The sequence below is a fragment of the Bradyrhizobium sp. UFLA05-125 genome (assembly GCF_059803515.1).
The window spans coordinates 1-24,685 of record NZ_JBANBJ010000089.1 but is presented as its reverse complement, the minus strand read 5'-3'; the positions used below and the strand labels follow the sequence as shown (position 1 = coordinate 24,685).

Below are 24,685 nucleotides of genomic sequence, written 5' to 3'. Positions count from 1 at the left end.
CTTCGTGCGCGCGGCCAGCGCTAGCGCCACATGCCCCGCATCCTGGCTCCGATATCGATCTTCGGCCCCTGCGCCGCGGTCCGCGCCGTGCCGGCTTGCGCCTTCGGCCAGGTCGTCCGCTCGAACAACGGCACGAGCGCTTCCGGAATGAAGCGTGTGCGCGAGGCGTAGACGCGGCGATCGCCTGAGGCGGCCTGACCATGGGTGAAGAAACGCTGCGGCACGATCAAATGCAAGTCATCCTTGGCGCGGGTCATCGCAACGTAGAGCAGGCGGCGCTCCTCCTCGAGCTCAGCGCTCGTGCCGGCGCCGAGATCGGACGGCATGCAGCCGTCGACCACGTTGAGCAGGAACACCGACTTCCACTCCTGGCCTTTGGCGGAGTGGATGGTGGAGAGGATCAGATAGTCCTCGTCAAGCAGGGGAACGCCGGCCTGGTCGGACGTCGCATTCGGCGGATCGAGCGTGAGCTCGGTGAGGAATTTTTCGCGCGAGACATAGCCGCTTGCGATCTGCTCGAGTTGCATGAGATCGGCGCGGCGCGTCTCGGCATCTTCATGGATGCGATCGAGATGCGGCTCGTACCAGAGGCGAGCGCGCTCGAGGTCCGCTGGCCATTCCGAATAGCTGAGATTTTCGACCGTGCGAATGAAAGCGGTCCAGTCGTCGCCGGTGCGCGGCGGCGCGGGAAGCTTGCAGAGCGCGGCAAGCGGCGAGGGGCTCTCCGCCATGTGGTCGAGCACGCGCTGCGCGGTTGCAGGTCCGACCCCCGGCAACAGATGCAGGATGCGAAAGCCCGCGACGCGGTCGCGCGGATTCTCGATGAAGCGCAGCAGTGCCAGCATGTCCTTGACATGCGCAGCGTCGAGGAATTTCAGCCCGCCGAACTTGACGAAGGGGATGTTGCGGCGGGTCAATTCGATTTCGAGCGGGCCGGAGTGCGAGGAGGTGCGGAACAGCACCGCCTGGTGCTTGAGCAGCGAGCCCTGCTCGCGATTGGCCAGGACCTGCTCGACGATGTAGCGTGCCTGCTCGGCCTCGTCGCGCACGGCGACGAGTTGCGGCTTGTGCGAGGAGGTGCGGTCGGTCCAGAGATTCTTGGTGAAGCGCTCGCGTGCAAGGCCGATCACGCCATTGGCGGCCGCCAGCACTGATTGCGTCGAGCGGTAGTTGCGGTCCAGCGTGATGATCTCAGCGCGCGGCGAGAAGCTTTGCGGGAACTCGAGGATGTTGCGCACGGTGGCGGCGCGGAACGAATAGATCGACTGCGCATCATCCCCGACAACCGTGAGGCCGCGGCCTTCCGGCTTGAGCGCCAGCAGGATGGTGGATTGCAACCGATTGGTGTCCTGATATTCGTCGACCAGCACGTGATCGAAGCGGCCGCCGATCTCCTCGGCGATCAGTGCGTCGCTCGTCATTTGTGCCCAGTAGAGCAGCAGATCATCGTAATCGAGCACGTGCTGGGCCTGCTTGGCGTCGACATAGGTCGCAAACAGCCGCTTCAGCTCGGAAGCCCAGCCCGCGCACCAGGGATAATGCTGGCCGAGCACCTTCTCGATCTCCATCTCGGCGTTGACGCAGCGGGAATAGATCGACAGACAGGTGCCCTTGGCAGGAAAGCGGCTTTCGGTTCGCGAAAATCCGCAGTCGTGCCGCACGAGGTTCATCAGATCCGCGGAGTCCTCGCGGTCGTGGATGGTGAAGGCGGGATCGACGCCGATCCGCTCGGCATATTCGCGCAGGAGCCGGGCGCCGATGCCATGGAATGTGCCGGCCCAAGTAAGCGCGTCGCGCATGATCGCCGCATTGTTCTCACCCAGCACTTTTCTGGCGATACGCTCCACGCGGGCGGCCATCTCGGCGGCCGCGCGGCGCGAAAACGTCATCAGCAGGATCCGGCGCGGGTCGGCGCCGGCGACGATCAGATGAGCGACCCGGTGGGCAAGCGTGTTGGTCTTGCCGGAGCCGGCTCCGGCAATGACGAGGAGAGGACCGCCGACGGTGCTGCCATCAGCCACGCCATGCTCGACGGCGCGTCGCTGCTCGGCATTCAGCGTGTCCAGATATGTCCTAGCCGCCACGAATCGCCCCGGTGAAAACCGCAGATTCCGCGATCCGGCCGCGATCCGCAATGCGGCTGGACGGGACGCGATTTAGGATTTAGGGGAGAAGCTCGACGTTGGTTCCAGCCTCGTGCGCCCCAGATGACCGACCAAGATACCGACCAGTTCGAGATGCGCCGGCTGGAGTCGCTCAGCAACACCATTTTCGGTGTCGCCATGACTTTGCTCGCCTATAGCCTGCCCAAGGCCGACGAGCTCAAGACGGCGCCGACCTGGAGCGATCTCGACCATCTCTATTCGGGGCGCGTGGCGGGCCTGATCCTGACCTTCGTCGTCGCCGGCGTGTTCTGGATCAGTCATCATCGTCGCCTTGCGCGCCAGCCCGAGGCCGGCCGAGGCGTGGTGCTGCTCAATCTCGTCTTCCTGCTCTCGATCATCCTGCTGCCGGTCACCAACGGACTCTATGGTAGTTACCGGCTGAGCAGTGCCGTCGCGGTGCTCTATGGCCTGCATCTGACCGCGATTGCGAGCCTCAATGCCTGGCTATGGTGGTGCGCGTCCCGCGCCGGCCGTCTTCACGAGATCCTCCCTGCGATCTTTCCAGTGCTGGTGTTCTTGCCGGGCACGCTGGTGGCAGCGGTTACGCCGGAATATGCGCAATTCGTCTGGTTTCTTGCCTTTGGCGCGTTGTTGATACGTCGGTTCGTCAAGGGGACGCCGATCGGAAGCCCCTGAGAGTCATCCGTCCGCCGCGGTCGCGCCAAACCCATCGGCTGGCAGGAAAAGCTTGATCGGGCGGATTTCGTAGACCGCGCTCGGATTGACCTTTCGCAGTTCCCGCGCGGCGGAGACCGCGCCGGCCTCGGCCGAAAACTCCATGATGTAGAAGCCGAGAAGCTGTTCCTTGGTTTCGGCAAAGGGCCCGTCCAGCACCACGCCCGCGCCCGGGCCGCGCAGCGTGCGCGCCTTCCCGGTCTCGTCGAGCCGCGCCGCCGGCCCGAAATGTCCCTTGGCCTTCAAGGGCTCTTGAACCTCGCGAAGCCCTGTCATGACGGCGGCGTCCTCGTCTTTCGTCCAGGACATGACCTCGCTTTCCACGTGATAGGCCAGGATGGCGTAGAGCATCGTCACCTCGCTTGTTTGGCACAGTTGCCGGCTCAAGGACGTATGACGGCTGATGAATCCGACAAGCGCGGATCAGGAAATATTGCGCGACCGCGCCAGCGACGAAACCGTCCCGAAACCCGATTGTCCGACTTCGTTTGAACGTTGGTTCCAGCGATCGCGACGGATGGCCGCAAAGAATACGAGGTTCGTCGGCATGCTGATCGGTGCCGCCGTGCAGGCGCGGCGTCGCGCGCTCTGATCGGCGCAGGCGTCAGGATTCACTCAGCACTTGCTTGACGAGCTGCTCGCGCAATCTGGCGAGTTCGCCGCTTGCGGTCATCTCCTCGATCACCTTTCCAACCTTTGGCACGAGGTCGCGGTGGCGTTCGTGCAGATAGTGGTAGATGTCGATACGCTCGAGCGGCGGCGAAAGCGGATGGACCCGTGCCTGCAGGTTGAGCTTGCGCACGGCGACGAGCCCGCTGAACAGGTCGGTGACGATCACGTCGAAGCGGTCGGCGTCCAGCATCTGGATCAGGCTCTCCAGGTTCGTGGTCGCGGTGACGCGGCCAAATCCATGCGTGCCGTTCTCCGAGGAGCCGACGCCGCGCACGATCCCAATGCTGTAGTCCTTGATCGAGTCCCAGCCTGCGACATCAAAACGAAGCCTCGTCGCGAAGACCGCGGGCTCGATATAGTTGATTGCGGGTGTGACCCGGACCAGCGTCGGGTACTCCTTGGACAGCGTGCCGATGCGCTGGATCTCGCCGTCGAGCTCGCCTGCACTCGAGAGCGCGAGCGCGCGCTTGCCAGGCACATCCTCGAATTCGAGCTTGATGTTCAGCCGCGCATAGACCACGCGCAACATCTCGCCGCCGACATACTGGTCGGGGATGTTGGCGATCCGCGCCAGCCGGATGACCGACTGGGCCTGTGAGGGGTGGGCGAACAGCAGCAGTGCGCCGATAAGACATATCCGCCACATGAGGCGTCTCCCGCTCGTCCTTGCTACCACCGGATTCATGAATCGGTGCGGTCTACCGCGGATGGTATTTGGTCCTGCGAATCACAGCGACTATGCGCAACCCGCGATGCGGGGCTACTCCGCACTTTCACCGATGACATTTTAGCACGCATGGTGCTAGTTTGCGCAGGCTTCCTGCGGCTGGGCGCAAAAATTGCCCCCACAGACGAATAATCGTCCAGGATCTAGCAAGGAGGCTGCGCGAGCAGGTCGGCTCTTCCAGAGGGGTCGAACTGTCGAATCGCGGCAGGCCGGAACGGGCCGACGCAGGATTGTCGCCATCTCGGGGGAGTGGTGCATGGGCAACACAGGTGAGCACGATCCCAATCGCGGCCGCGCCATCGCGCCGGCGGCCGCGAAAGAGGATCTGCCACGAATCGGGATCCCGATCGGTTCCCCGCTGCCGCGCGTCTTCTCCTGGTTTCGCAGCGGCATCGGCCTGCGCCTGCTTGCCGCCGTGCTGCTGTTCTCGTCGATCGTGACGCTGACCCTGACCGCACTTCAGCTCTATCTCGACTACGATCGCGAGATGAGCATCATCGAGACGCGGCTCAATGAGATCGGCCGCAGCTATCTCGGCAGCCTCGGCGAGAGCCTCTGGAGCCTCGACAGGAACCAGATCGAGCTCCAGGTCAACGGCATCATGCGACTGCCTGACATTCAGGCGGTCGAGGTCCGCGAATTTGCTGATCGTCCGAAACCGCTTCGCGTGGCGGTCGGCGAAAGCGGCGGCCGCGCGGTGGTGGTCCGCGACTATCCCATCGACTACGTCATCCAAGGCGAGCAGCACAGGCTCGGCACGCTGCACGTCGAGGCGACGCTGACCGACGTCTACAGGCAGTTGCTGAACCGAGCCTTGATCATCCTGGCGAGCCAGGCGGCCAAGACGTTCCTCGTCTCGCTCTTCATCATCTACATGTTTCATCTGCTGGTGACCCGGCACCTCGTCGCCATTGCCGAGTTCGTCAGCAAATTCACCCTGGCGCGGCCACAGCCGCCCTTGCACCTGGAGCGCGGGCCGTCGCACGAGGTCGACGAACTCGACAAGGTGATCGACGCATTCAACGCCATGTGCGCAAGTCTGCAGCGTGCGTATGGCGATCTGCGGCTCGCCAACGTCAACCTCGAGCGCGATCTTCAGGTCCGGCGGCGTGCCGAGGGTGATGCGCGCCGCAGCGAGCAGCGCTTCCGCGACTATGCGGAAACCGCCTCCGACTGGTTCTGGGAAACCGGGCCGGATCACGTGTTCACCTATATCTCGGATCGCGCGGGCTCCTTCGGGATGCATCGCGATCTCGTGATCGGCAGGCGGCGTCCCGACGGCGCTATCGATCTGGAGACCGAGCCGCAGAAATGGCGCGACCACATGGCGGCGCTGGAGCGCCATGAGCCGTTCCGCAAGTTCGAGTATAGGGGCCGCGATGCCGCCGGACGCATTAGGCATTTCAGCGTCAACGGCCGGCCGGTATTCGACGCCGATGGTCGCTTCCTAGGCTATCGCGGCTCGACCACCGACCTCACCGACCAGCACGAGACCGAGGAGCGGCTACGGCAATCGCAGAAGATGGATGCGATCGGCCAGCTCACCGGCGGCGTCGCGCATGATTTCAACAACGTGCTCACGGTCATCACCGGGACGATCGAGATCCTCCAGGAAGGCCTTGCGGACAAGCCGCAGCTTGCCGCGATCGCGCAGCTCATCGACGACGCGGCGACGCGCGGCGCCGAGATCACCTCTCAGCTCCTGACCTTTGCCCGGCGCCAGCCGCTCGATCCGCGGGAGATCGACGTCAACGGTCTCGTGGTCGAGACCGCGCGGCTGCTCAAGCCGATCCTCGGCGAGCACATCGAGATCGACGCCGAGCTCGCCGACGATGCGTGGTTCGCGATGGCCGATCCGTCACAGCTCTCCTCGGCCATCGTCAATCTCGCCGTCAACGCGCGCGACGCCATGCCAGGCGGCGGTAAGCTTACGCTTCGGACCGCCAATCGCGTGCTCGACGGGGCGGGCGAGTCCGGCGATCGCGAGATGGAGCCGGGCGAGTTCGTGATGATCGCGGTGGCTGATACCGGTCATGGCATCCCCGCCGACATCCGCGACCGCGTGTTCGAGCCGTTCTTCACCACCAAGGGGGTCGGCCGCGGCACCGGGCTCGGGCTCAGCATGGTCTACGGCTTCGCCAAGCAGACCGGCGGCACGGTCGCGATCGACAGCGAGGAGGGTTGGGGCACGGTGGTGAAGCTGTTTCTGCCGCGTTCGATCGGCCGAACGGCGAGCCAGGCCGGGCCCGTGGCCACGCCGAGCCTTGCACGCGGGCATGAGACGATCCTGGTGGTCGAGGACGATCCGCTGGTGCAAGGCTATGTGATCGCCCAGCTCGGCAGTCTCGGCTATCGTACGCTCGTTGCCAGTGATGGCGCGTCCGCGCTCGCGCTGGTGGAGCAGGGCATCAAATTCGATCTCCTGTTCACCGACATCATCATGCCTGGCGGCATGAACGGTCGGGAATTGGCGGAGGCGATCCGCGAGCGCCGTCCCGATGTGAGGGTGCTCTACACGTCAGGTTATACCGACGACGCCATCGTGCATGAGGGCCACCTCGATCCCGGTATCGCGCTGCTGAGAAAACCATACCGGAAGTTGGAGCTGTCGCAGAAGATCCGCGAAGTGCTGACCGGCGGCCTGCCGTATTGATCCAACGGGTAGCGCAGAAGACGAGCATGTGTGCGAAAAAGAGAAGGCGCGGCGGGGAAACCCCGTCGCGCCCGATCTGTTGTCTCGCTGGTCCAGGGCTGAGAGCGCCCCGTTGCCAGGCTTCACGTCAAAGCCTAGCGGGCGATCCCAGCGAGGTGACAGCGCTTGAGATAAGACACTGGATCACCTCCTTTCGTTGGTTTCGGGGGACTCAATATAGGTCGGGACCGCGCCGAAGTTAAGGGGCGCAGCGCCCCGACACCGCGGCGCGCGACGGAGCAGGGCCTGTTCGCAACGCCAAAAGGTCGGCTCTGGACGGTTGAGGCGCCCGGCGCGCCGTGTTAGGGGATGCCTCTATGCGGGTGTAGCTCAATGGTAGAGCAGCAGCCTTCCAAGCTGAATACGAGGGTTCGATTCCCTTCACCCGCTCCAATGATTTCAATGACTTGTCCTGAGGATGCTCCTAACTTCCGACAAGCCGGGCTGAACACTTCCGACAAAGTTTTCGTGATCTGTTCGCGATGCTTCGTGCCATAAAGGCCGAGTTCAATCTCGAGCGAGGCTCAGGCATTCTGGCCGCGCTTCTTGATGCGCTTCAAATTGGGCCACCTGCTTGCCCTCGTCGTTGCCATGGATGTAGTGGCCCATTGCCTTGGTCGATGACCATTGGCCTTTCTTCATCAGCTCCAGCTCTGTCAGGCCGGACGTTACGGACTCGGTCGCGCCGCCGTGGCGGCCGAACGAGGTGAAGGTTAGTGGCTGTGGTTCACCGTTAGAGTCCATCAGTGGAAGCAGGCCAGCCGCGTCGATGATCTCCCGGCACTTGCGCTCAACCTGCGTCAGCTGCTCGTCCTTGCCAACCCATGCGCGGCCGGTCCCGTCCCGGCGAAGCATCAGTCCGCCGGTTGGCCGCTTCGCCTTGATCTCGTCCAACTCCCTGATCAGCGTTGGGTAGAGCGGCTCGCCGTTGTCGTTGAAAAGCGGCTCCCACGAGCCGGTGCCGGTTTTCCAGTTGATGACGTAGATGTGGTTCGGCCGGTCGGTGGGGCGGTAGTGCTTGACCTCGAAACGAATAAAGATGTGCGCCTTTCGCTGCAGCAATTCCCAGCCGATCATAGCGGCCGTTGCCAATGACGAGTGACCCATCTCGACAGCCTTGGCGCGGAAGATCATCAGCTGTTCGAACGTTGCGTGTGGCGTCTCGCGCGTATCGCCTGACACCAGTCCCATCTTCTCGAAAGGATTCTTCAGTGGAAACACGCCAGGATTGGCGCGCGAAACCGTGTTCCATGCGTTGCGCGCGGTCTTCATCGCGTGGTTGGTCGTAGTGCGGCGCTGGACCAGAATCTCGTTGCCCCCTGCGTCCTTTTCTCTTTTGTGAAGCAGCTTCTTGAACAGGTCGTCGACGAACGCGGTGTCGAGACTCGTGACGCGCCTGGTGCCGAGGCGCTTGCCGTCCTGCAGAACGTAGTCGGCAATCATGCCGATGCCGGTCTCGTGGACGCGCTGCTGCCCAGGACTCAGCGGGCGCGGACGTTTCGCGGTTGCCTCATTCCACGTCTTACGAAACTCATTGAACATCCAGTCGATGCTGCCCTTGATCACGCCAACGTCGGGTTTGCCGTCATTGCCGCCAGTGCGCCAACTATCGAAAGCGGGCAGCAGCACCGTCTCCGCTCGCTGGACCGCTGCGGCGTAGTCGTAGCCAAGCGGCTCGTTGCCGACGGAGCAGCCCTTCTTTCGCGCCCACGTTGGCACGTCGAAGAAGTAGAACCAACGTCCGCCCCACGGCTTGCGACGTACATATCGCGGCAAGGGCAGGGCAGAGCGGGGCGGCTTCGACTTCATAATAGTTTTCTCAATTGCTCAGACGTCTCGATGACGGGCTCGCCGGTCTCGGACGCGCTGACGGCGATCTTGATGGTGCCGTCCGCGGCCAGTTCAACACTTCTGACCTGCAAGCCGACGGATCGTATTGACTTGAGTGTCCGCTCCAACTCAGAAGGTTTGATGCGCCAACAACCGGTACTCATGGCAACGTCCTGGTGGCACGAATTGACAACCCAAAGCCACTGCCGTAGCGCCTTTGCCGCTTCGCGCTGTTCGAGGCTGATTGCCAAGCGGCCAGCGGATCGATCGCGGATTCACGAATCGTCTTCCTCCGTTTCGATCTGGCTGAGCGCCCCCTTTGTGAAAGTAAGGAGTTTAGAGAACATTTCGCGTTCGATCGCTGCAGTAACACTGATTGAGCGGCTGACCATGGCCTCGTCAGTCGCGGTGGGATAGTAATCGAAGACCTCGCCGGCGCTGCTGACCAGTTGGCCGCGCCAAGGGCGAGTGACGCGGATTTCGTTAAAAGAATCCCCTATAAAGATATGGTCAAAAGTCCAAATTGGCATTTGTCCAGCTAGCAACAGCCCAACATCGCTCCTGAAGGTGGGCTTGCCGCTTTCGATCCACCAACTTGTGTATTGCTTTGATGGCACGGGCATTGCCCTGCACAGTTTCGCAACGCATTCGTCAACCTTGGACAGCGATTCAGCCGCCAGAAGACTGATTAGAACCGCGGCAAAATTTTCGGCAGTGAAGGGGACACCGCTGCCAGGTCCGCGACCTGTTGTTGATTCCAGGACGCCGATGTTCACGAGCGCTCTTTGTCGCTCGTACAGCGCGGCGGGGGAAACGCCCAATATCGGAGCTACGCCCTGCAGGAACGATTTGAGACCAGCCATGAACCAACCAGATCATGAAAAGTGGTGGATGTCCACCTCTTTTCTCTTTGTTGATCGGGCAGTTTGAGAGATAATGGTGGTGGTAATACACCACTTAATAAATGACCCCGATCGGAACGCAGGAGCCAGACATGGCCAAACGCAACGAAATCTTCCCGTCAAAATACCTGAAGGCGAGTGATCTGAATGGCAAGCCGCACGTCCCCGAGATCGAGCGCGCTCCGACCGAGACGCTCGGCAGCGGCAGCGATGCGGAGACCAAAACCGTATTGTACTTCCGTGGCGGCATGAAGCCGCTGCCGCTCAACATGACCAACTGGGACAGCGTCGCTGCGATCGCCGGTGACGACACCGATAACTGGCCCGGCCATCGCATCGAACTCTATCCGTCCACGACGACGCTGCGCGGTAGCACTGTCGACTGCATCCGTATCCGCGCACCGAAGGCCCCGCCGGCCGCCAAAGTCGGCGACGCAATCCCGTTCTAGGGAGACCCGCCGTGATCCAGACAGCCTTGGCGCTCGCGGCGCGGGGACTTCACATCTTTCCGTGCCGGCCGCGCGATAAGCGGCCGGCAACGGCCAACGGTCTCAAGGACGCCACCACAGATCCGGACATCATTTCGGCCTGGTGGCAACAACAGCCCAATAACAACATCGCCATCGCGACCGGTGCGGCGTCCGGCATCTTCGTGGTCGACGTGGATGGTCTCGACGCAGAAGCCACGTTGCGCCAGCTCGAGATGGAGCATGGCCCCTTGCCCGCAACCGTCGAGGTGATCACCGCTCGCGGTCGCCACATCTACTTCAAGTGGCCGCAGGAGCCTGTACGCAACTCCGCAGGCAAGATTGGCCGGCACATCGATGTGCGCGGGGAGGGCGGATACGTGCTGAGCCCACCGTCCATCCACCCGAGCGGTCGCCCCTACTGCTGGAGTGTGGACAGTGCGAACGTGATTGCGGGCGCGCCTAGCTGGCTGTTGACCATGCAGATGGGCGCAGCCGTCAGCGCAACTCTATCCTCGGAATGGCGCGCGCTGATCGAAGGCGTCAGTGAGGGCGCACGCGACTGCAGCATTGCAAGGCTCGCCGGCCATCTCCTGCGCCGTCACATCGACCCTTTTGTCGCTCTCGGCCTGCTGCAGTCGTGGAACGCTACCCACTGCACGCCCCCACTGCCTCGCTGTGATGTCGAGCGCGTTGTGAATAGCATCGCTGGCAGGGAGCTGCGGAGACGCGGTAATGGCTGACAACATTGTAAAGTTGGCTGCTCTGCAGGATGCCGGCGAGCCCCCAGCCAGCTCGGAAGACGCACTTGCACTTATCTACGCGGAACGGCACGCCGCCGATTCCCGTTACGTTGCAGCCTGGGGGCGGTGGCTCATCTATGTCGGCAACAGCTGGCGTGCCGATGACACCCTGCACGCGTTCGACCGGGCTCGCGTCATCTGCCGAGAGTTCGCGCCGCAATGCGGCAAGCCTGCCGCTGTGGCTTCGGCCAAGACCGTTGCCGCCGTGGTGCAGCTTGCCCGCGCCGATCGCCGCCTTTCGGCGACGGCCGAGCAGTGGGACCAGAACCACTTGCATCTACTCACGGCCGCTGATGGCGACATCCCGGCTGCGGTCTACGACCTTGCCACAGGACTGTCCCGCGAGCCGGACCCGCTCGACTATATCACCAAGTCCACGGCTTGCGGGGCCGCACCACCCGGAACGCCTCACCCGCAGTGGACTGCATTCCTCGAGCGCATCACTGCTGGCAAGGCCGAGCTGCAGGGTTTCCTGCAGCGCTACATCGGATATTGCTGCACCGGCCTCACGACCGAGCACGCCTTCGTTTTAGCCTACGGCACAGGCGCGAACGGCAAGAGTACGTTCATTAACACGCTTGCCCGCATTTTCGGTGACTACGCGACCGTTGCCGATATGGGCACATTCGTCTCGAGCAACACCGAGCGCCACCCGACCGATCTCGCCAAGCTGCGCGGCGCGCGGCTAGTTGTTGCGCAGGAAACGCAGAAGGGGCGTCGCTGGGATGAGACCAAGATCAAGGCCCTGACAGGTGGTGACAGGTTGACCGCCCGGTTCATGCGGCAGGACTTCTTCGATTTCGTGCCGACTTTCAAGTTGTTCATCGCCGGCAACCACAAGCCGCGCATTGGCACCGTCGACGAAGCCGTGCGGCGGCGCTTGCTGCTTGCACCCTTCACCGTGCGGATCCCGGCCGACGAGCGTGATTCTGAGCTGCCCGAAAAGCTGTGGGGCGAGCGCGCGGCGATCCTGCGCTGGTGCCTCGACGGCTGCCTGCAATGGCAGCGGGATGGGCTCGCAGCACCTGCCTGCGTGCGCGAGGCGACCGACGAGTATTTCCGGAGCCAGGATACGGTCGGCGAGTGGCTGGAGGACTGTACCGAAGACGCGGCCGATACCGCTTTCACCCGCATGAGCGCTCTGTTCGCTTCCTGGAAAGTTTGGTGCGAGGAACGCAATATCAAGCCCGGGAGCACCATGGGTTTATCCGGTATGCTGGAGGATCGAGGCTACGAAAAGCGGCGCGAGTCACATACGGGCCAGCGGGGCTACGCCCGCGTCGTGATCAAGAAGCACTGAGCGGTGGTGACAGGTCCGACAGGTTTTCCCATTATCGACGTCACGCGCGCGCGTAACGGGGATAACCGGATAACCTGTCGGACCTGTCACCCGCCTCGAGAAAGCGGGATCGAGAAGGGCAATCACTCAAGACGCTGCGGAGGGACATTCGTCGGCAGGGATGGATCGCGTATACTGTGACTTACACCCCAATGCCCCGGTAGGAAGTCGTTGAACCAAAAATCAAAAACCGAGGTCCTATCCCCCCGTAATGCGGTGGCGCTGGACACACTTGCCGGGGTGAGGGGAGAAATGGCGCGGCTCTATAGGCTCAGTCTGAACAGGCGGATCCGATCGGAAGAAATGACCCGGTTTATCTACGCCTTGAAAGAGATCCGCGCCTGCCTCGAGGTGGAAACATTAATCGACATCCAACAGCGGCTGGCCGTGCTGGCCCGGGATATGGGAGATCACAATGGTCACCGTGTCTACCATCAACCGACTCTCCCGCGCAGTTGAGCAGATTGAGGGTTGGAGCCATCGGCGTCCGTTCAAGGTCGTGAAGGTTCGTCGAGGCATTCACGAGGACCCAGAGGTGGCGCGGGATCGCCACTACGCGGTCCACCCCGAAGATCAAGACGCGGATGTCGTGATCTTTGACTTTGTTTTCGATGATGAACTGGCTGACCAGAGCAAGGATCGTGACCCCGCGGCGGGCTCGGAGAAACCCTAGGGGCCGCGTACCCAAATGTTTCTGACGCTGGTCGCGTCCGCGCATAATCCAGCTATCATTTGAGGACTTCCCATCAGACGCGGCAAGGTATGCAAAACGGAATCGCAGGGATTCCGAAACGTTCGTACGAGTTCTCCACGGAGAGCGTTACAAATTGATCTAACGTTCGTTACATCAAAGCGTGTTGGGGACCTTTCGGGGCATGGCACAGGGAAAATTTATCTCCTACCTGCGGGTTTCGACCGACAAGCAGGGACGAAGCGGCCTTGGTATCGAGGCGCAACGCGAGGCCGTCACAAGCTATCTCAATGGGGGCCAGTGGACGCTCGTGTCCGAATACGTGGAGACGGAGAGCGGTCGGAAATCGGACCGGCCGAAGCTGGCGGCAGCGCTGTCGCACGCCAAGGCCATCGGCGCCAAGCTGGTATTCGCGAAGCTGGACCGATTGACCCGCAACGTGGACCTCCTGCGATCGCTTGTCGCCAGCGATGTCGATTTGGTGTTCTGCGACCTGCCGAGTGTTCCGCCTGGGCCGTTGGGAAAGTTTCTGCTCACTCAGATGGCCGCGGTCGCAGAGTTGGAAACCGGTTTGATTGGCGAGCGCACCAAGAAGGCTCTGGCCGCAGCAAAGGCCCGAGGCGTGAAGCTTGGTAACCCGAACGGCGCTCGTGCCCTACGCGGCAAGCAGACAGGCAACGCTGAAGCAGTCGCCAAGATCAAGGAGAAGGCGGCGCAGCGTGCAATCGATCTCCAAGGCATCATCGGGAGTATCAAGCGAACGGGCGCTACGAGGCGCTATTGCGCATGAGCTGAATCAGCAGGGCGTCAGCGCACCCCGCGGCGGTTTGTGGCATCCGACTGCGGTGGCGCGGCTTCTGGCGGCAGCAGGCGCGTGAATGGATCTCGCCAGACGCACACATATCTAGCGGCTCTGGCAGGAACACCTCTCGCGAGGGGCCGATGACTAACACCGTTTACTCTCCTGACGTTCCGAAGTCCGCCGAAGAGCGCGAGCTGGAAGCGATCGTGACGGATCTCGCCTATCGGCTCGAGGAGGCCCGCGAGGGCAGCGCGGCGCGGCAGCGAGCTGGGTCGCCTCATCGTGGAAGAGTACGACCTCAGCGGCATGGATGCTGTTCGTTACTTGCGTAGCGGGACTGATTGGCCAGCGCACCCATCACGCCCCGCCGCGTAGACGGCTCTGGCGGCCCTCACGGTGGACAGCTATCGCTGAGGGGGTGGGGGACCCGGGGGCACTTAGCCGGGATTGGAACAACTAAGGTACCGGCACCGGTTACTGAAACGAGGCCTCCGAAGCGTGTGGAGCTTTTGAGACGCGCCGGCAAAGCGGTGAGATGCGCGCGCGAGGAGCTGCACGAAATTAGCGGTAAGCATCGCAATCGACGCCTGTAGTCGCGATCTTGCCTTGGTGCATCGGTAGAGATACGACCAACACAAACGATCGGAGTCCCGGCAATGTCCCGCAGGGCTAAAGCGATAATGGGGACCTCAGTGCCTGACCGCTGGATGGCAGAGATAAGCTATTTAGGCGGCAGACAAGAAACAATAGCGTTCGAGGAGCTGGAGGACCTGGATGAGATAGTAGAGAGGGGACCGGACTGGAATACGATCGAGAAGATCGTGATCACGCTCAATCGTCCGCTGCCACCTTGCGAACTCTTTACAGAGCTCTTCAAAAGTTGAGTAGCGTGATGATGGATGGCCTGACCGCCATGCACATCCGCCGAACAGTTCTGGCGGTGGCCACTGTCGCTGAAGGGGGTGGGTGACCCCGGGGCGCCCAGCCGGGATTAAAAGCGATCAGGTACCGGTACCGGTTACTGTGGCACATCTTCTACATCATTTTCCGCGAGCCACTTGTGTACTAGCGCGTGTACTCGGTAAGCGGCTTGGCCGGCCTGATCTCCGCTCAACCCCAACAGCGACGGAAGAGGGGACACTGCCCGAGGTCGCAGAAGGGCCACTTGCGGACATCGTAGCAGGCTTGCGAGTCACCGTCCCTAAAAGCAAGGCAGGATCACGACGCCGCTTCCCTCTGGTCGGGCCAGGGCGGCGGCCTGGTCTCCGAGATCAAGCCGGCAGGTGACATCGTTCGCGAGATCGTCGCGCAGGCGGAGAGCACGCGCACGCAGGCTGGTGGCGCCTCCTTTCGGTCGAGACGGCCACTGGCGGACCTTCGCTCGTGCAGCTAGAGTTGCGTAGCTTGCGCTCCGGCGTACCACTACTCGTAATCCGGCATGACCGACCGTCTGACGCGTATCGCACCCGGATTGGTAAAACTCTTGTCCTACAGTTTTGCCGACGACTTTCGGCACGATCTGTTGGCGGGAATCTCTGTTGCCGCAGTGGCCTTGCCGGTCGCGATCGCCTACGCGCAACTCGCAGGCTTCGATCCGGTGGTGGGGCTGTATTCGAGTATTCTGCCGCTGATCGCGTACGCCATCTTCGGCACTTCGCGGCAAATGATCGTGAATCCCGATGCAGCCGTGTGCGCTATGGTCGCTGCCGCAGTAGCTCCGCTGGCGGGCAGCAATGTCGAACTGTACTGGTCGCTGTCGGTTGCAGTCACATTTCTGGCTGGCATGTTCTGCATTGGAGCGAGCTTCCTGCGGCTCGGTGCGCTGGCGGAATTTCTTTCCAAGCCAATCCTCGTTGGACTTTTGAATGGGGTCGCAATTTCCATTTGCCTGGGGCAGATCGGCAAGCTGCTCGGCTTTTCAATCGAATCCAAAAGGGTCATTCCGCAGCTGTTCGAAATCTTCACCAAGCTCCCGGAGACGCAGGTTCCGACTTTGCTCGTGGGAGCGGCAAGCCTGGCGATATTGTTTGGGCTGGCGCGCTGGATACCGCGACTTCCGGCTGCGCCGATCATATTGATCGCCGCCGGCGCTGCGGTCGCGCTGTTCGGGTTGGACCAGTATGGAGTGGCCATTCTGGGACCGGTTCCTGCGGGCTTGCCGCCGCTGCGATTGCCCAGATTTCCAACGGCCGACATACCATCTCTGCTGGGCAGCGCGGCCGGGCTCGCTCTCGTGCTGTTTTCGAGTGGCATGTTGACAGCGCGCAGCTTTGCGTCGAAGGGCGGCTACGAGATCGACGCTGACCGTGAGCTGGCTGCATTTGGTGCGGCTAATCTTGCCTCCGCCTTGTCTCAAGGGTTCGCCGTGACCGGCGCTGACTCGCGCACGGCGATGGCCGTTGCAGCCGGCGGTCGCACCCAAATGACTGGCCTGGTGGCTGCGGCGGCGATCGCCGCAGTGTTGTTGTTTTTGACCGGCCCCTTGCGATATGTGCCGATTGCTGCGTTGGGCGCCTTGCTCGTGTTCGCTTCGATCTCGCTGTTTGACACGCGAACGCTCCGCGAAATCTGGAGCATCGATCGTGGCGAGGTCGTCCTGGCCGTGATCACGACGCTCGGAGTGGTTGCGCTGGGCGCCATCAACGGGATCCTCATCGCAGTGGGGTTGGCCCTGGTCCGCTTCGTCAAGTTGACGGCGCGGCCGAGGGACGAAGTCCTGGGAACAGTCGACGGACTTCCCGGTCTGCATTCGATCGATCGACATCCAGACGCCAGGACGTTTCCGGGGCTCGTGCTCTATCGCTTCGATGGCCCGCTTACCTTCTTCAATTCCGATTACTTCAAGGCGAGAGCGCTGACGGTGGCCGACGCCGCAGGCCCGGAGCTTCGATGGTTTGTGATCGATGCAATTCCAGTCAGCCAGATCGACACGACTGGACTGTATGCACTACGCGATTTGCGCGAACGGCTCGAAGCGCGCGGAACGTTCCTGATGCTAGCCGGGCGCAAGGCCGAGTTTCTCGAATGGTTTCGGGAAGCTGGTCTCTACCGGCCCGAACATGAGACATGGATCCTTCCTACACTGCGGCAGGCCCTGAAGGCCTACCTGCGAGAGTCGCAACAAATCGCGCCGCTTAGACAGGACGAACTGTGAAAGGCCGTCCTGGGTCACGCTCGCCTCTGTCCGCATCGTCGTTGCTCTACGTCTGTAATCTCAGTGCTCGGGCATTACAGAGCAAGCGCCACAAGCCTCGGCGTGACGTGACGAAGGCTAAGTCTGCTTTGCCCCGTTAGCTACCACGCTCGCGCGGCTGCGCAATATGTCGCTAAGGGCCAGGAGCCGACATCGCTCCAATCAAGCGGCGATACTTGTCAGGCTCCTTAGCGGCCGTAGGGGAAGCAGCGGTTGCGATCGAGTGTGAGACCGAAATGCGCTCCCAGTGCAGCGATGGCCGCGTCCTGCTGAGGATAAGGATCGGCATTGGATGCGGCAACGATGATGATCCGGAACCCGCCGCGATCCTTGCCACCCGGTGGCAGCATCGCTGTAGTTAGTGCATTGCCCTCCCTGTCGCGCAGCGTGAGGAAAAGCGGCATCTCTCGCTGTACATGGGCCTCGAGGCCGATGTCGCGCTCGATCGCGTTGGGCCGCTCGGGACGCCAGGACTGGACTGCCTTCTCCCGCTCGCGGCGGAAATATTTCTCAACTGTGTGGCCCATCAGGCGCGACTCCTGCATCGCTTCACCTTCCGTCTCGATACGGAACCAGGTCTTTCCGTTCGGCGCGTCGCAAACATACTGCATTTCGCCCGTCCTGCGATCGCGGCAATTCTAGGGCGGCGGGCCTGCAAAGCCAATATGAGACTAGCTCCCGTGTATAGCGCTGCACGATCAGAGGGGTTAGAGTTCTTGATTGGACGTTGAAGTTCTAGTGAGCCCAAACAATACTAGGTCGACCGGAATAATCCTCTTCAAGGAGCGTCCCGATGCCTGACGTAAGGGAAAAGCAACGCGAAGCCCGCCGGAAGATCATTCGCCAATGGGCGAAGCTTCCGAAGGATAAACGGCAGTCTATGGAGGGGATTTCTGAATTCGCCAGGACCGCCGCTCAGCAGAACGAGAACGCATTCGTCCACAGTCATCGCGATCCGTATCAGAAGATCATGGGATGGCTATTGCCGCGTGCTCATCTCTGAACGATTGAGTCCTCTGCACATCCTTCGAAGGCACACCGGGTTCTTCAGCTTGACCCCATGTGGCGAACGACCCGCGCGATTTAGGGAGTAAACCACGCACCTTGTCGCAAATCACATTGAGCGGGATTTTGTGAATCCACCCATCTTGCAGGTGCCCACAGGGTGGATGTGGTTCAACAGCGCCTCGTCAGAGGTGATCCCGGCGGCGAAGAGATCCTTGTCGCGGTATTTCGCCAATGCCGGCGCCTGCATGATCCGCCGCACGAGCTTGATGCCTTTCAGCATGATCTCGGCGTCGCGTGCGTCGGACAGAAAGCGCGGATCGATGCGCGGGGGCGCCAGGGGATCGCTGCTGGCCAAACCGACCTCGCCGGGCGAATAGGGCCTCAGTTGGCAGACTCGGCAGGAGAAGCCATAGCCAAAATGAACCTTGCGCATATGGCCCTCGAGTACTGCGATGATGAAATGCAACTGAAGATCGGAGCGATCGAGGCCGGGATCTAATTTCAGGAAGGCTCCGCCTTCCGAACCTGGCGACGAGAGAAGGCCGGTTCCGTCCTTGCGCCATTGAAACATGCTGCGAAACAGCTTGACCACGCCGCCCGGGTGAGACCGAACAGATCGGTCTCTTTCGATGAATAGCATGTGATGCAATCGACATGATCCAGCAGTTCTTGCCGCCCCCCTTGAGATCGTGCACGGCGCTGATTCCGTGCCACCTGAGTTCGTCCGCGGGACCGACACCGGAGAGCAGCGGAAGCTGCGGCGAGCCGAAGGTCCCGCCGCAAAGGATCACCTCGCGCGAGGCCTCGGCGGCCTCTTCGCGCCCATCGGGGCGGTAGCGCAATCCGGTCGCGCGCTTGCCGTCGAAAACAATCCCAGCTACTTGGGCGTTTGTAATGACCGTGAGGTTCGGTCGGCTCATCACGGGATGCAGATAGGCCGCTGCCGTCGAGCAGCGTTTGCCATTTCCCGCGACCGTGCATTATCGGCTACGGCTCCTCGCCTTCCCGATGCAGACCGACGGCTGTTGCCGACGGCCAATCGCGAGATCTCCCAGCTTCCAATGCGATTGTTTTGCACGTGATGTGGCAGTAGACCCCAGCAGGCGACGCTACAACTTACTTCGATTTGTCGGACTGAAACGGATCGAATGGATAGCCGGCGTATAGGAGACTGACGCCGTCGCTGTAGCTTAGCAGTTCCTGGGCCTTCTCGACCGTCCTACCAATCACGCTGGGTGCCTCGCCGGCTCGGAGTTGGCGCTTAAGCTCGATAAGCGATCGGTTGCCTGCGTCGAGTCGTCGCGCAAGGATCGCAGCGACATAGAGGGCAACGGTTGGATCGCCAATAAGTATTGCTGCCGCGTCGGCAACATAGAACTCAGATTCCTCCAGAGTCCTCACGTCTGCCGTATGGGGCTGACCTAAGAGGATCGCCTGTTCGCCGAAAACCGAACCGGGTGCCGACACCCTGGCAATCTGTACTCCATCCTTGACGACCTCGACAGCACCATTTCTGAGGAAAAGCAGCCTACCTGTCTCTGAACCGGCGCTAAATACAGCCTCGCGTGCTCGATGCTTCACCACGGGCAAGCCTGCAAGCCTCCTCTCCAAAGCACCGACATCTGGAATTATTGAAGGCATGCTCGGCTCCTTCTTTTCAGCTCGTGGATAATTAGTCTGATGCCGAGATAGGATAAAGCGAACATCGATTAGTGTCTGCTGTGGGGTTAGTGTCTGCTAGTGACCACGCTTTCAACAAAAGACGTTCTGATGGCATCCAATTTCTTGGGGTGAGTACACCCGGAGACCCACTTACGTTCAGCTCTCTACGCACTTCGTTGACGTCAAGAGAATGATCCTTGAGAGCGGCTGTTGCGCAAGCGTTGACGAATTTACGTCTCGCAAGCCAGCGGATCTTCTTGGCCTTGGCCTCTGCCTTGCTTCCAACGATCGCCTTCTTTACAGCAATCTTCGCAATTTCGGCCGGCGTGAGTTTGACCGTCCTTTTGTTCAGGTATCTCCGCCTCGCAAGCCAGCCCATCCTCTGGTACTTCGCCTCTGCCTTACACGCAGGGCCATCCCAGTCGCGGCCTCAGCAGGGGTAGGCACGAAGGCACGCTAACAAATACGTTGGCAATAAACCCGGCAGACGAAGCTGTGGCGAAATGATTCATGTTACCTCGTTGAAGAGGAGCGCTGTCCGATTCTCGATGAATCAACGTCGTCGGTAACCGAGCCCGGCGATGAGGACGTCCTCGCTCTGTTTCAGGTCGGCCAGCGTCGCGACGCGATGCGTCGCGGTCCTGCAGCATCAGCACAGGGATCGACTTGCGATCGGACTCCTCATCGCGGAAGCCCATCAATCATTGATCCCCCACTTTTTACCGAATAGATCGGCACTTGAGCTTTGTTGATCTATGTCAAACAATTGCAGCGCAGCAGAACAGATTCAGCCTCCGACTGCTATTCTCCGGCTCCAACAGTCATCTTAACGCGCGTAAAGGACCGACAACATCTAACCAATCCGCCCTATAATTGCGCCGAGGGTTTTGTCGCGAGCGGCGTCAAGCTGGCGAAGCGAAAGCTCGCCCTGCTATTGCGTTTGGCCTTCTTGGAGGGCGCGAACAGAGCGAATACGATCTTTTCCAAGATGCCACCCGCCCGCGTCTGGGTTTTCAGTGAGCGCATTACTTTTTACCCAAGCGGCGTCGAGCCGAAAGGCAGTGGGACAACTGCCTATGCCTGGTTTGCCTGGGACAAAGAGGCGGAAGGGCCAACTGAACTGAGGTGGTTCAAACCCGGTTACAAAGCAAGGCATGTTCAACTGCGCCACGTTCTGGTCGAGCAAGATCAAGCACGAGGGCAGCACCATAAGGGGAAGCCAGCTTCTGGAGAGCGCGCTGGGTGACATCAGCCGCATTCTGCACGGCCAAGCCGCCATGCGCATCCACAGAACGGCTCTGGCGGTGGACTGCTGTCTCGCCGAGGGGTGGGTGACCCCGGGGGCGCTCACCCGGGATTGAGTGCGGTCAGGTACCCTAACCGCTTCATGGCATCTGTTTTTTCGTTCGCAGCGAATGTCTGATCGAACAGATCCTAGAACACTGCCATGACAACATCAGCATGCCTGTCTCATCGGGCGCGGCAGCAAACCATGCTGGGTGCTGCGCGTGAAGGCGACGCTTCGTCGCCTTTGCTTGATCCAGATCAACGTCAAGATGTCGTAAGGCTAAAGATTTCTATCGCTGCGGGCTGGACGGATAGACCTCCCGCACATATGCGCGCGCAAGTGATTAGACACCGCGTGGTGACAGGCCACGTCGCGCCGTGATGAAGCTGTAGCGCACCACGCGATGCCCGCTGGAAATCACAAGGTCAACGCTATCCTTCGCCTAGTTGGGGCTGCAATCATAGGAGGCACTAGTGGGTTTACTCGATGTTCTGAATGGAATGCAGAATGGGCCGCGCGGACAAAGTACTCCGGCTCCCGCCGGTAGGAGCGGCGGTATGTCGCCCGCCGCCATGGCTGTTATGGGTCTGCTTGCCCATAAGGCCATAAATCACCTACGCGAAAGTCAGCCGAGTTCGGCCCCGACCGGACCCAGTAGCGTATCCGGTTCTGCTTCACACAGTGGTAGTCTCAGCGATCTGCTCGGTGGTGGATTGGGCGGCCTTCTTGGCGGAGGCACCGCCGGGACCACGGTCAGCGGCGGCCTGAACGATCTGCTCAAGCAATTTCAGGAGAAAGGCCACGGGGAGGTCGCTAAATCTTGGGTCAGCAACGAGCCTAACAAGCAGATTTCACCGGACATTTTGTCAAAAGTGCTGAGCGAAGATCAAATCAAAATGCTGACGCAGCTAACCGGCATGTCGCGTGATGATCTAATCAAGACTTTGAGTGAACATCTGCCGAATGCGATTAATCAACTAACGCCGAAGGGGAGAGCACCCACAGAGCAAGAAGCGTCGCGCTTGCTTTGACAGCTCATGTGCTTGGTCGGCTCGCCGCTGACATCGCGCAGGAACGGTTCTAGCTCGCTCGGACCAATAGGACGCGTAACTCCCACCAGGCGGGCTCTACAATGCGATGTCAGGCCACCACCCACGCGGTGTGATGGGATGTGCAGCGGTTGCCTGACATTGCAGGATTAGCTGGTCGTCACATACGACCGTTTGCGCCTCACGGAGGTACCTACCATGAAATCCCTGATCATACTCGCGGTAACCACACTCGTTATGGGATCGCTGTCGGCGGCCGACGCCAAGGGCTGCATCAAGGGCGCTATCGCAGGCGGCGTCGCCGGGCACTACGCCGGTCATGGCGTGGTGGGAGCGGCCGCTGGCTGTGCCTACGGTCGACGCCGCGCAAACGAACAGACACGGCAGCAACAACCGCAGAACCAACCCAGCGGGCAGGGAAAAATGTAAGTTTCCGTGCTGCCGTTGCAACTGCGCAGTCGCGTTGTCCTGACTGAACAGGCTCATAGCGCCTGTCGGGTCGGGTGCGCGCGAGGCATACGAAGAGGTGACCTTTTTGGGGCGCCCCTATGCGCCTATGTGCCTATTGGCGAACGTAAATGATGTTGTCGCTGCCTTTGGATGCCGGCGTACAACCAAATGCCGTTGCCCGCCGCATAATCATCCCAACCTTTGCTGCCGTAATACCGTGGGCCTCTGGCGTCCATTGATCCACATCAAGCTGGGATTTCGGCTCCGTGCAGGTATCCGTTTGAGGATACGGGGAGGCAACGCATGTCTCTTTTCGCTGCACTTCGGTGTGGACGCCTGAATGGGATGGTCAGCTGCGGCAGCCTAAGGAGCGCAGCGTGGCATCTTTCGACGGATGGCTGGCAGAGATCATCTCTTCTCCTCGTCGCTCTGATGCTTGCCGGACTTGGCGCTACGTCGCCGGCACCGGCTGATTCCGCTTCTGAGGATTTCGCCTGGCACGAATTCAGCGGAACTTGGACCGCGGCTGGCAGCCGACAAGACATTAGTCTCGGCGGTGATCGCCGCGCTTCGGTTGCGGATTACAGTGGATCACTGATGCTTTACGGGAGCTCACGTCCTGCGCTTGGCTTCCGCGCCGAGGCTGTTGTACTCAACGACAGCGCTACGGGCTTAATAGGCAGGGCTGTCTGGACGGACGAAACGGACAACCAAATCTATAGCGAACTTCAGGGCGAAACCACCCCGGCAGGTAATCGTATTGTCGGTACCTTTGTTGGGGGCAGCGGTCGGTATAAGGGCGCGACGGGCACCTACGAGTTCTCCTGGCGCTTCCTGCTGGAGAACGAAGATGGGATCGTCCAGGGCCAGTCGACAAGGCTCAGCGGCAAGGTGCGACTTCTGTCAACACAGAACGGACCAGACACAGGCACATCCAAGCCATGAGACGCTCCCTCACAGTCCTGAAGCAGGCGTTGCCGTTCGTGCTGGCCGCCGGGATCTGGCTAACACCTGTTCCCGCTGGATTAACCCCGCCCGCATGGCACCTGTTTGCCGTGTTTGCATCGGCGATCGCGTCGGTCCTGATCGGCTCCTTTCCGTTGCTCCCGTCCGCGCTGCTCGCTGTTGCAGCGGTAGTCCTGACGGGCACCATCTCGCCGGCAAAGGCTTTTGCGGGGTTTGCCAACGCTAGTGTGCTGCTGGTCGTAATCGCCTTCCTGGTCGCGATCGCCGTGGTGAAGTCGGGCTTGGGACGGCGCATCAGCCTATTCATGGTCAGTCTGTTCGGCAAATCGTCTCTTGGGCTTGCCTACAGTATCGTCATAACGGACGCCATCATTGCTCCGGGCTTTCCCAGCAACACGGCGCGAGGTGGAGTTCTGTTCCCGATTGTATTGTCAGTCGCCAGCGGGTCCGGTTCGCGACCGGAGGATCTCAAGGGTCGTAAACTGGGCGGCTACCTCATGTTCTGCGGGATGGCGAGCCTGTCGGTCTCATCTGCGCTTTGGATGACCGCTACCTCGGCCAACCCACTCGGGGTCCAGATAGTAAAGGGGTTCGGGGTAGAAATTGGCTTCGGCAAGTGGTTGATCGTGGCCGCAGTGCCTGCACTGATTACGCTCTTGCTGCTTCCCTGGCTTGTGGCGCGCATTTTCCCACCAGGGATTGGCCAAACACCCGACGCACCCGTTGCGGCCCGGAAGGAGCTTGCGGCGCTTGGTCCGCTCAAGCGCGATGAATGGATCACGGCCGGCATCTTTGCATTCATGATCCTGGGTTGGGTGTTTGGCGATTCGTTGCAACTGAATGCGACCAGCGTCGCTTTCGCTGGCCTGGGAATGTTGCTCATGTCAAATGTTATAGGATTGAAAGACATCGCAGAACACGGAGAGGCCCTCGAAACGTTTCTATGGCTTGCCGTGCTGTTTGCCTTGAGCGGGCAGCTCAACGAACTCGGGTTTATGGGTTACGTCGGCCAGCGGCTGGCGTCCTACATAGTCGGCCTTTCATGGCAGATGACTTACGTCATACTGGTCGCACTGTATGTGCTAATTCACTACATGTTTGTCAGCCAGACTTCACAGGTGCTGGCACTGCTCGGCGTTTTTCTTGACGTCGGCATCCGAGGAGGCGTGCCCGCGCCGCTGATGGCGTTTGCTCTGCTATTTGCAAGCAGCTACTTCTCGGTCATTACTGTGCATGTTCATTAATTCGGTGATCGAATCCAGCCCGGCAGGGAGGGTTCGATGCGCGACAATAGCTTCGATCGG

23 protein-coding genes, 1 tRNA gene and 2 pseudogenes are annotated in these 24,685 nt (G+C 60.9%); 16 read left to right on the top strand and 10 right to left on the bottom strand.

The window, feature by feature from the left end; all coding sequences use genetic code 11:
* Positions 1-20 precede the first annotated feature (20 nt).
* Positions 21-2,084 (bottom strand): ATP-dependent helicase, encoded by a 2,064-nt coding sequence (locus SO156_RS40455; RefSeq protein ID WP_498538689.1) that lies wholly within the window; start codon positions 2,082-2,084, stop codon positions 21-23.
* A 123-nt stretch (positions 2,085-2,207) separates the two neighbouring features.
* Between SO156_RS40455 and SO156_RS40450 the strand changes: the two genes are divergently transcribed.
* Positions 2,208-2,801, top strand: coding sequence for a TMEM175 family protein (locus tag SO156_RS40450; RefSeq protein ID WP_498538688.1), 594 nt, complete (start codon positions 2,208-2,210; stop codon positions 2,799-2,801).
* Positions 2,802-2,804: 3 nt separating this feature from the next.
* On the opposite strand, the gene SO156_RS40445 is transcribed toward SO156_RS40450, so the two are convergent.
* Together SO156_RS40445 and SO156_RS40440 are read right to left on the bottom strand one after the other, a co-directional pair.
* On the bottom strand, positions 2,805-3,191 hold the full coding sequence (locus tag SO156_RS40445; RefSeq protein ID WP_498538687.1) for a YciI family protein: 387 nt from the start codon (positions 3,189-3,191) through the stop codon (positions 2,805-2,807).
* 253 nt (positions 3,192-3,444) lie between these two features.
* Positions 3,445-4,158 (bottom strand): substrate-binding periplasmic protein, encoded by a 714-nt coding sequence (locus tag SO156_RS40440; RefSeq protein ID WP_498538686.1) that lies wholly within the window; start codon positions 4,156-4,158, stop codon positions 3,445-3,447.
* Between the two features lie 337 nt (positions 4,159-4,495).
* Between SO156_RS40440 and SO156_RS40435 the strand changes: the two genes are divergently transcribed.
* Positions 4,496-6,892: an ATP-binding protein gene (locus SO156_RS40435; protein WP_498538685.1), complete on the top strand. Its 2,397-nt coding sequence runs from the start codon at positions 4,496-4,498 to the stop codon at positions 6,890-6,892.
* 358 nt (positions 6,893-7,250) lie between these two features.
* Positions 7,251-7,324, top strand: a tRNA-Gly gene (locus SO156_RS40430).
* A gap of 114 nt (positions 7,325-7,438) precedes the next feature.
* Here SO156_RS40430 and SO156_RS40425 read toward each other — a convergent pair.
* The 3 genes from SO156_RS40425 to SO156_RS40415 are packed head-to-tail and all read right to left on the bottom strand — an operon-like array spanning position 7,439 to position 9,624.
* Positions 7,439-8,740 carry a hypothetical protein gene (locus SO156_RS40425; RefSeq protein WP_498538684.1) on the bottom strand — a complete coding sequence of 434 codons (1,302 nt, stop codon included), beginning with the start codon at positions 8,738-8,740 and terminating at the stop codon, positions 7,439-7,441.
* Complete coding sequence (locus SO156_RS40420) at positions 8,737-9,012, bottom strand: hypothetical protein (RefSeq protein ID WP_498538683.1); 276 nt, start codon at positions 9,010-9,012, stop codon at positions 8,737-8,739. Before SO156_RS40420 ends, SO156_RS40425 begins: the two co-directional genes overlap by 4 nt.
* 24 nt (positions 9,013-9,036) lie before the next feature.
* Entirely contained in the window at positions 9,037-9,624 is a 588-nt protein-coding gene (locus SO156_RS40415; protein ID WP_498538682.1) for a hypothetical protein, read from the bottom strand.
* 131 nt (positions 9,625-9,755) lie between these two features.
* On the opposite strand from SO156_RS40415, the gene SO156_RS40410 reads away from it, so the two are divergent.
* The 7 genes and pseudogenes from SO156_RS40410 (at position 9,756) to SO156_RS40380 (ending at position 16,919) form a co-directional block, all read left to right on the top strand.
* The gene (locus SO156_RS40410) at positions 9,756-10,112 is read left to right on the top strand and encodes a hypothetical protein (RefSeq protein WP_498538681.1); all 357 of its coding nucleotides are present in this window, start codon (positions 9,756-9,758) and stop codon (positions 10,110-10,112) included.
* An 11-nt stretch (positions 10,113-10,123) separates the two neighbouring features.
* Positions 10,124-10,873 carry a bifunctional DNA primase/polymerase gene (locus SO156_RS40405; RefSeq protein ID WP_498538680.1) on the top strand — a complete coding sequence of 250 codons (750 nt, stop codon included), beginning with the start codon at positions 10,124-10,126 and terminating at the stop codon, positions 10,871-10,873.
* Complete coding sequence (locus SO156_RS40400; RefSeq protein WP_498538679.1) at positions 10,866-12,233, top strand: phage/plasmid primase, P4 family; 1,368 nt, start codon at positions 10,866-10,868, stop codon at positions 12,231-12,233. Before SO156_RS40405 ends, SO156_RS40400 begins: the two co-directional genes overlap by 8 nt.
* 454 nt (positions 12,234-12,687) lie before the next feature.
* Positions 12,688-12,945, top strand: a complete 258-nt coding sequence (locus SO156_RS40395) for a hypothetical protein (RefSeq protein WP_498538678.1) — start codon at positions 12,688-12,690, stop codon at positions 12,943-12,945.
* Between the two features lie 202 nt (positions 12,946-13,147).
* Positions 13,148-13,841 (top strand): annotated as a pseudogene (locus SO156_RS40390) (recombinase family protein).
* A 580-nt stretch (positions 13,842-14,421) separates the two neighbouring features.
* The gene (locus SO156_RS40385; RefSeq protein ID WP_498538677.1) at positions 14,422-14,649 is read left to right on the top strand and encodes a hypothetical protein; all 228 of its coding nucleotides are present in this window, start codon (positions 14,422-14,424) and stop codon (positions 14,647-14,649) included.
* Positions 14,650-15,203: 554 nt separating this feature from the next.
* Positions 15,204-16,919 (top strand): SulP family inorganic anion transporter, encoded by a 1,716-nt coding sequence (locus SO156_RS40380; protein ID WP_498538676.1) that lies wholly within the window; start codon positions 15,204-15,206, stop codon positions 16,917-16,919.
* A gap of 227 nt (positions 16,920-17,146) precedes the next feature.
* Here SO156_RS40380 and SO156_RS40375 read toward each other — a convergent pair whose 3' ends face one another.
* Positions 17,147-17,569 (bottom strand): hypothetical protein, encoded by a 423-nt coding sequence (locus tag SO156_RS40375; RefSeq protein WP_498538675.1) that lies wholly within the window; start codon positions 17,567-17,569, stop codon positions 17,147-17,149.
* Between the two features lie 182 nt (positions 17,570-17,751).
* On the opposite strand from SO156_RS40375, the gene SO156_RS40370 reads away from it, so the two are divergent.
* Complete coding sequence (locus SO156_RS40370; RefSeq protein WP_498538674.1) at positions 17,752-17,961, top strand: hypothetical protein; 210 nt, start codon at positions 17,752-17,754, stop codon at positions 17,959-17,961.
* 111 nt (positions 17,962-18,072) lie between these two features.
* On the opposite strand, the gene SO156_RS40365 is transcribed toward SO156_RS40370, so the two are convergent.
* The 3 genes and pseudogenes from SO156_RS40365 to SO156_RS40355 form a co-directional block, all read right to left on the bottom strand.
* Positions 18,073-18,558 (bottom strand): GMC oxidoreductase, encoded by a 486-nt coding sequence (locus tag SO156_RS40365; protein WP_498538673.1) that lies wholly within the window; start codon positions 18,556-18,558, stop codon positions 18,073-18,075.
* A gap of 187 nt (positions 18,559-18,745) precedes the next feature.
* Positions 18,746-18,886 (bottom strand): annotated as a pseudogene (locus SO156_RS40360) (hypothetical protein); the annotation flags it as partial.
* A gap of 196 nt (positions 18,887-19,082) precedes the next feature.
* A complete protein-coding gene (locus SO156_RS40355) occupies positions 19,083-19,607 on the bottom strand; it encodes a cyclic nucleotide-binding domain-containing protein (RefSeq protein WP_498538672.1) in 525 nt (174 codons plus the stop codon).
* 769 nt (positions 19,608-20,376) lie between these two features.
* Here SO156_RS40355 and SO156_RS40350 point away from each other — a divergent pair.
* The 5 genes from SO156_RS40350 (at position 20,377) to SO156_RS40330 (ending at position 24,625) form a co-directional block, all read left to right on the top strand.
* Positions 20,377-20,874, top strand: a complete 498-nt coding sequence (locus SO156_RS40350) for a hypothetical protein (RefSeq protein ID WP_498538671.1) — start codon at positions 20,377-20,379, stop codon at positions 20,872-20,874.
* Positions 20,875-21,389: 515 nt separating this feature from the next.
* Positions 21,390-21,947, top strand: coding sequence for a YidB family protein (locus tag SO156_RS40345; RefSeq protein WP_498538670.1), 558 nt, complete (start codon positions 21,390-21,392; stop codon positions 21,945-21,947).
* A gap of 216 nt (positions 21,948-22,163) precedes the next feature.
* Positions 22,164-22,394 carry a hypothetical protein gene (locus SO156_RS40340; protein WP_498538669.1) on the top strand — a complete coding sequence of 77 codons (231 nt, stop codon included), beginning with the start codon at positions 22,164-22,166 and terminating at the stop codon, positions 22,392-22,394.
* Positions 22,395-22,718: 324 nt separating this feature from the next.
* Positions 22,719-23,360 carry a hypothetical protein gene (locus tag SO156_RS40335; protein ID WP_498538668.1) on the top strand — a complete coding sequence of 214 codons (642 nt, stop codon included), beginning with the start codon at positions 22,719-22,721 and terminating at the stop codon, positions 23,358-23,360.
* Positions 23,357-24,625: a DASS family sodium-coupled anion symporter gene (locus SO156_RS40330; RefSeq protein ID WP_498538667.1), complete on the top strand. Its 1,269-nt coding sequence runs from the start codon at positions 23,357-23,359 to the stop codon at positions 24,623-24,625. Before SO156_RS40335 ends, SO156_RS40330 begins: the two co-directional genes overlap by 4 nt.
* The last annotated feature ends 60 nt before the right edge of the window (positions 24,626-24,685 follow it).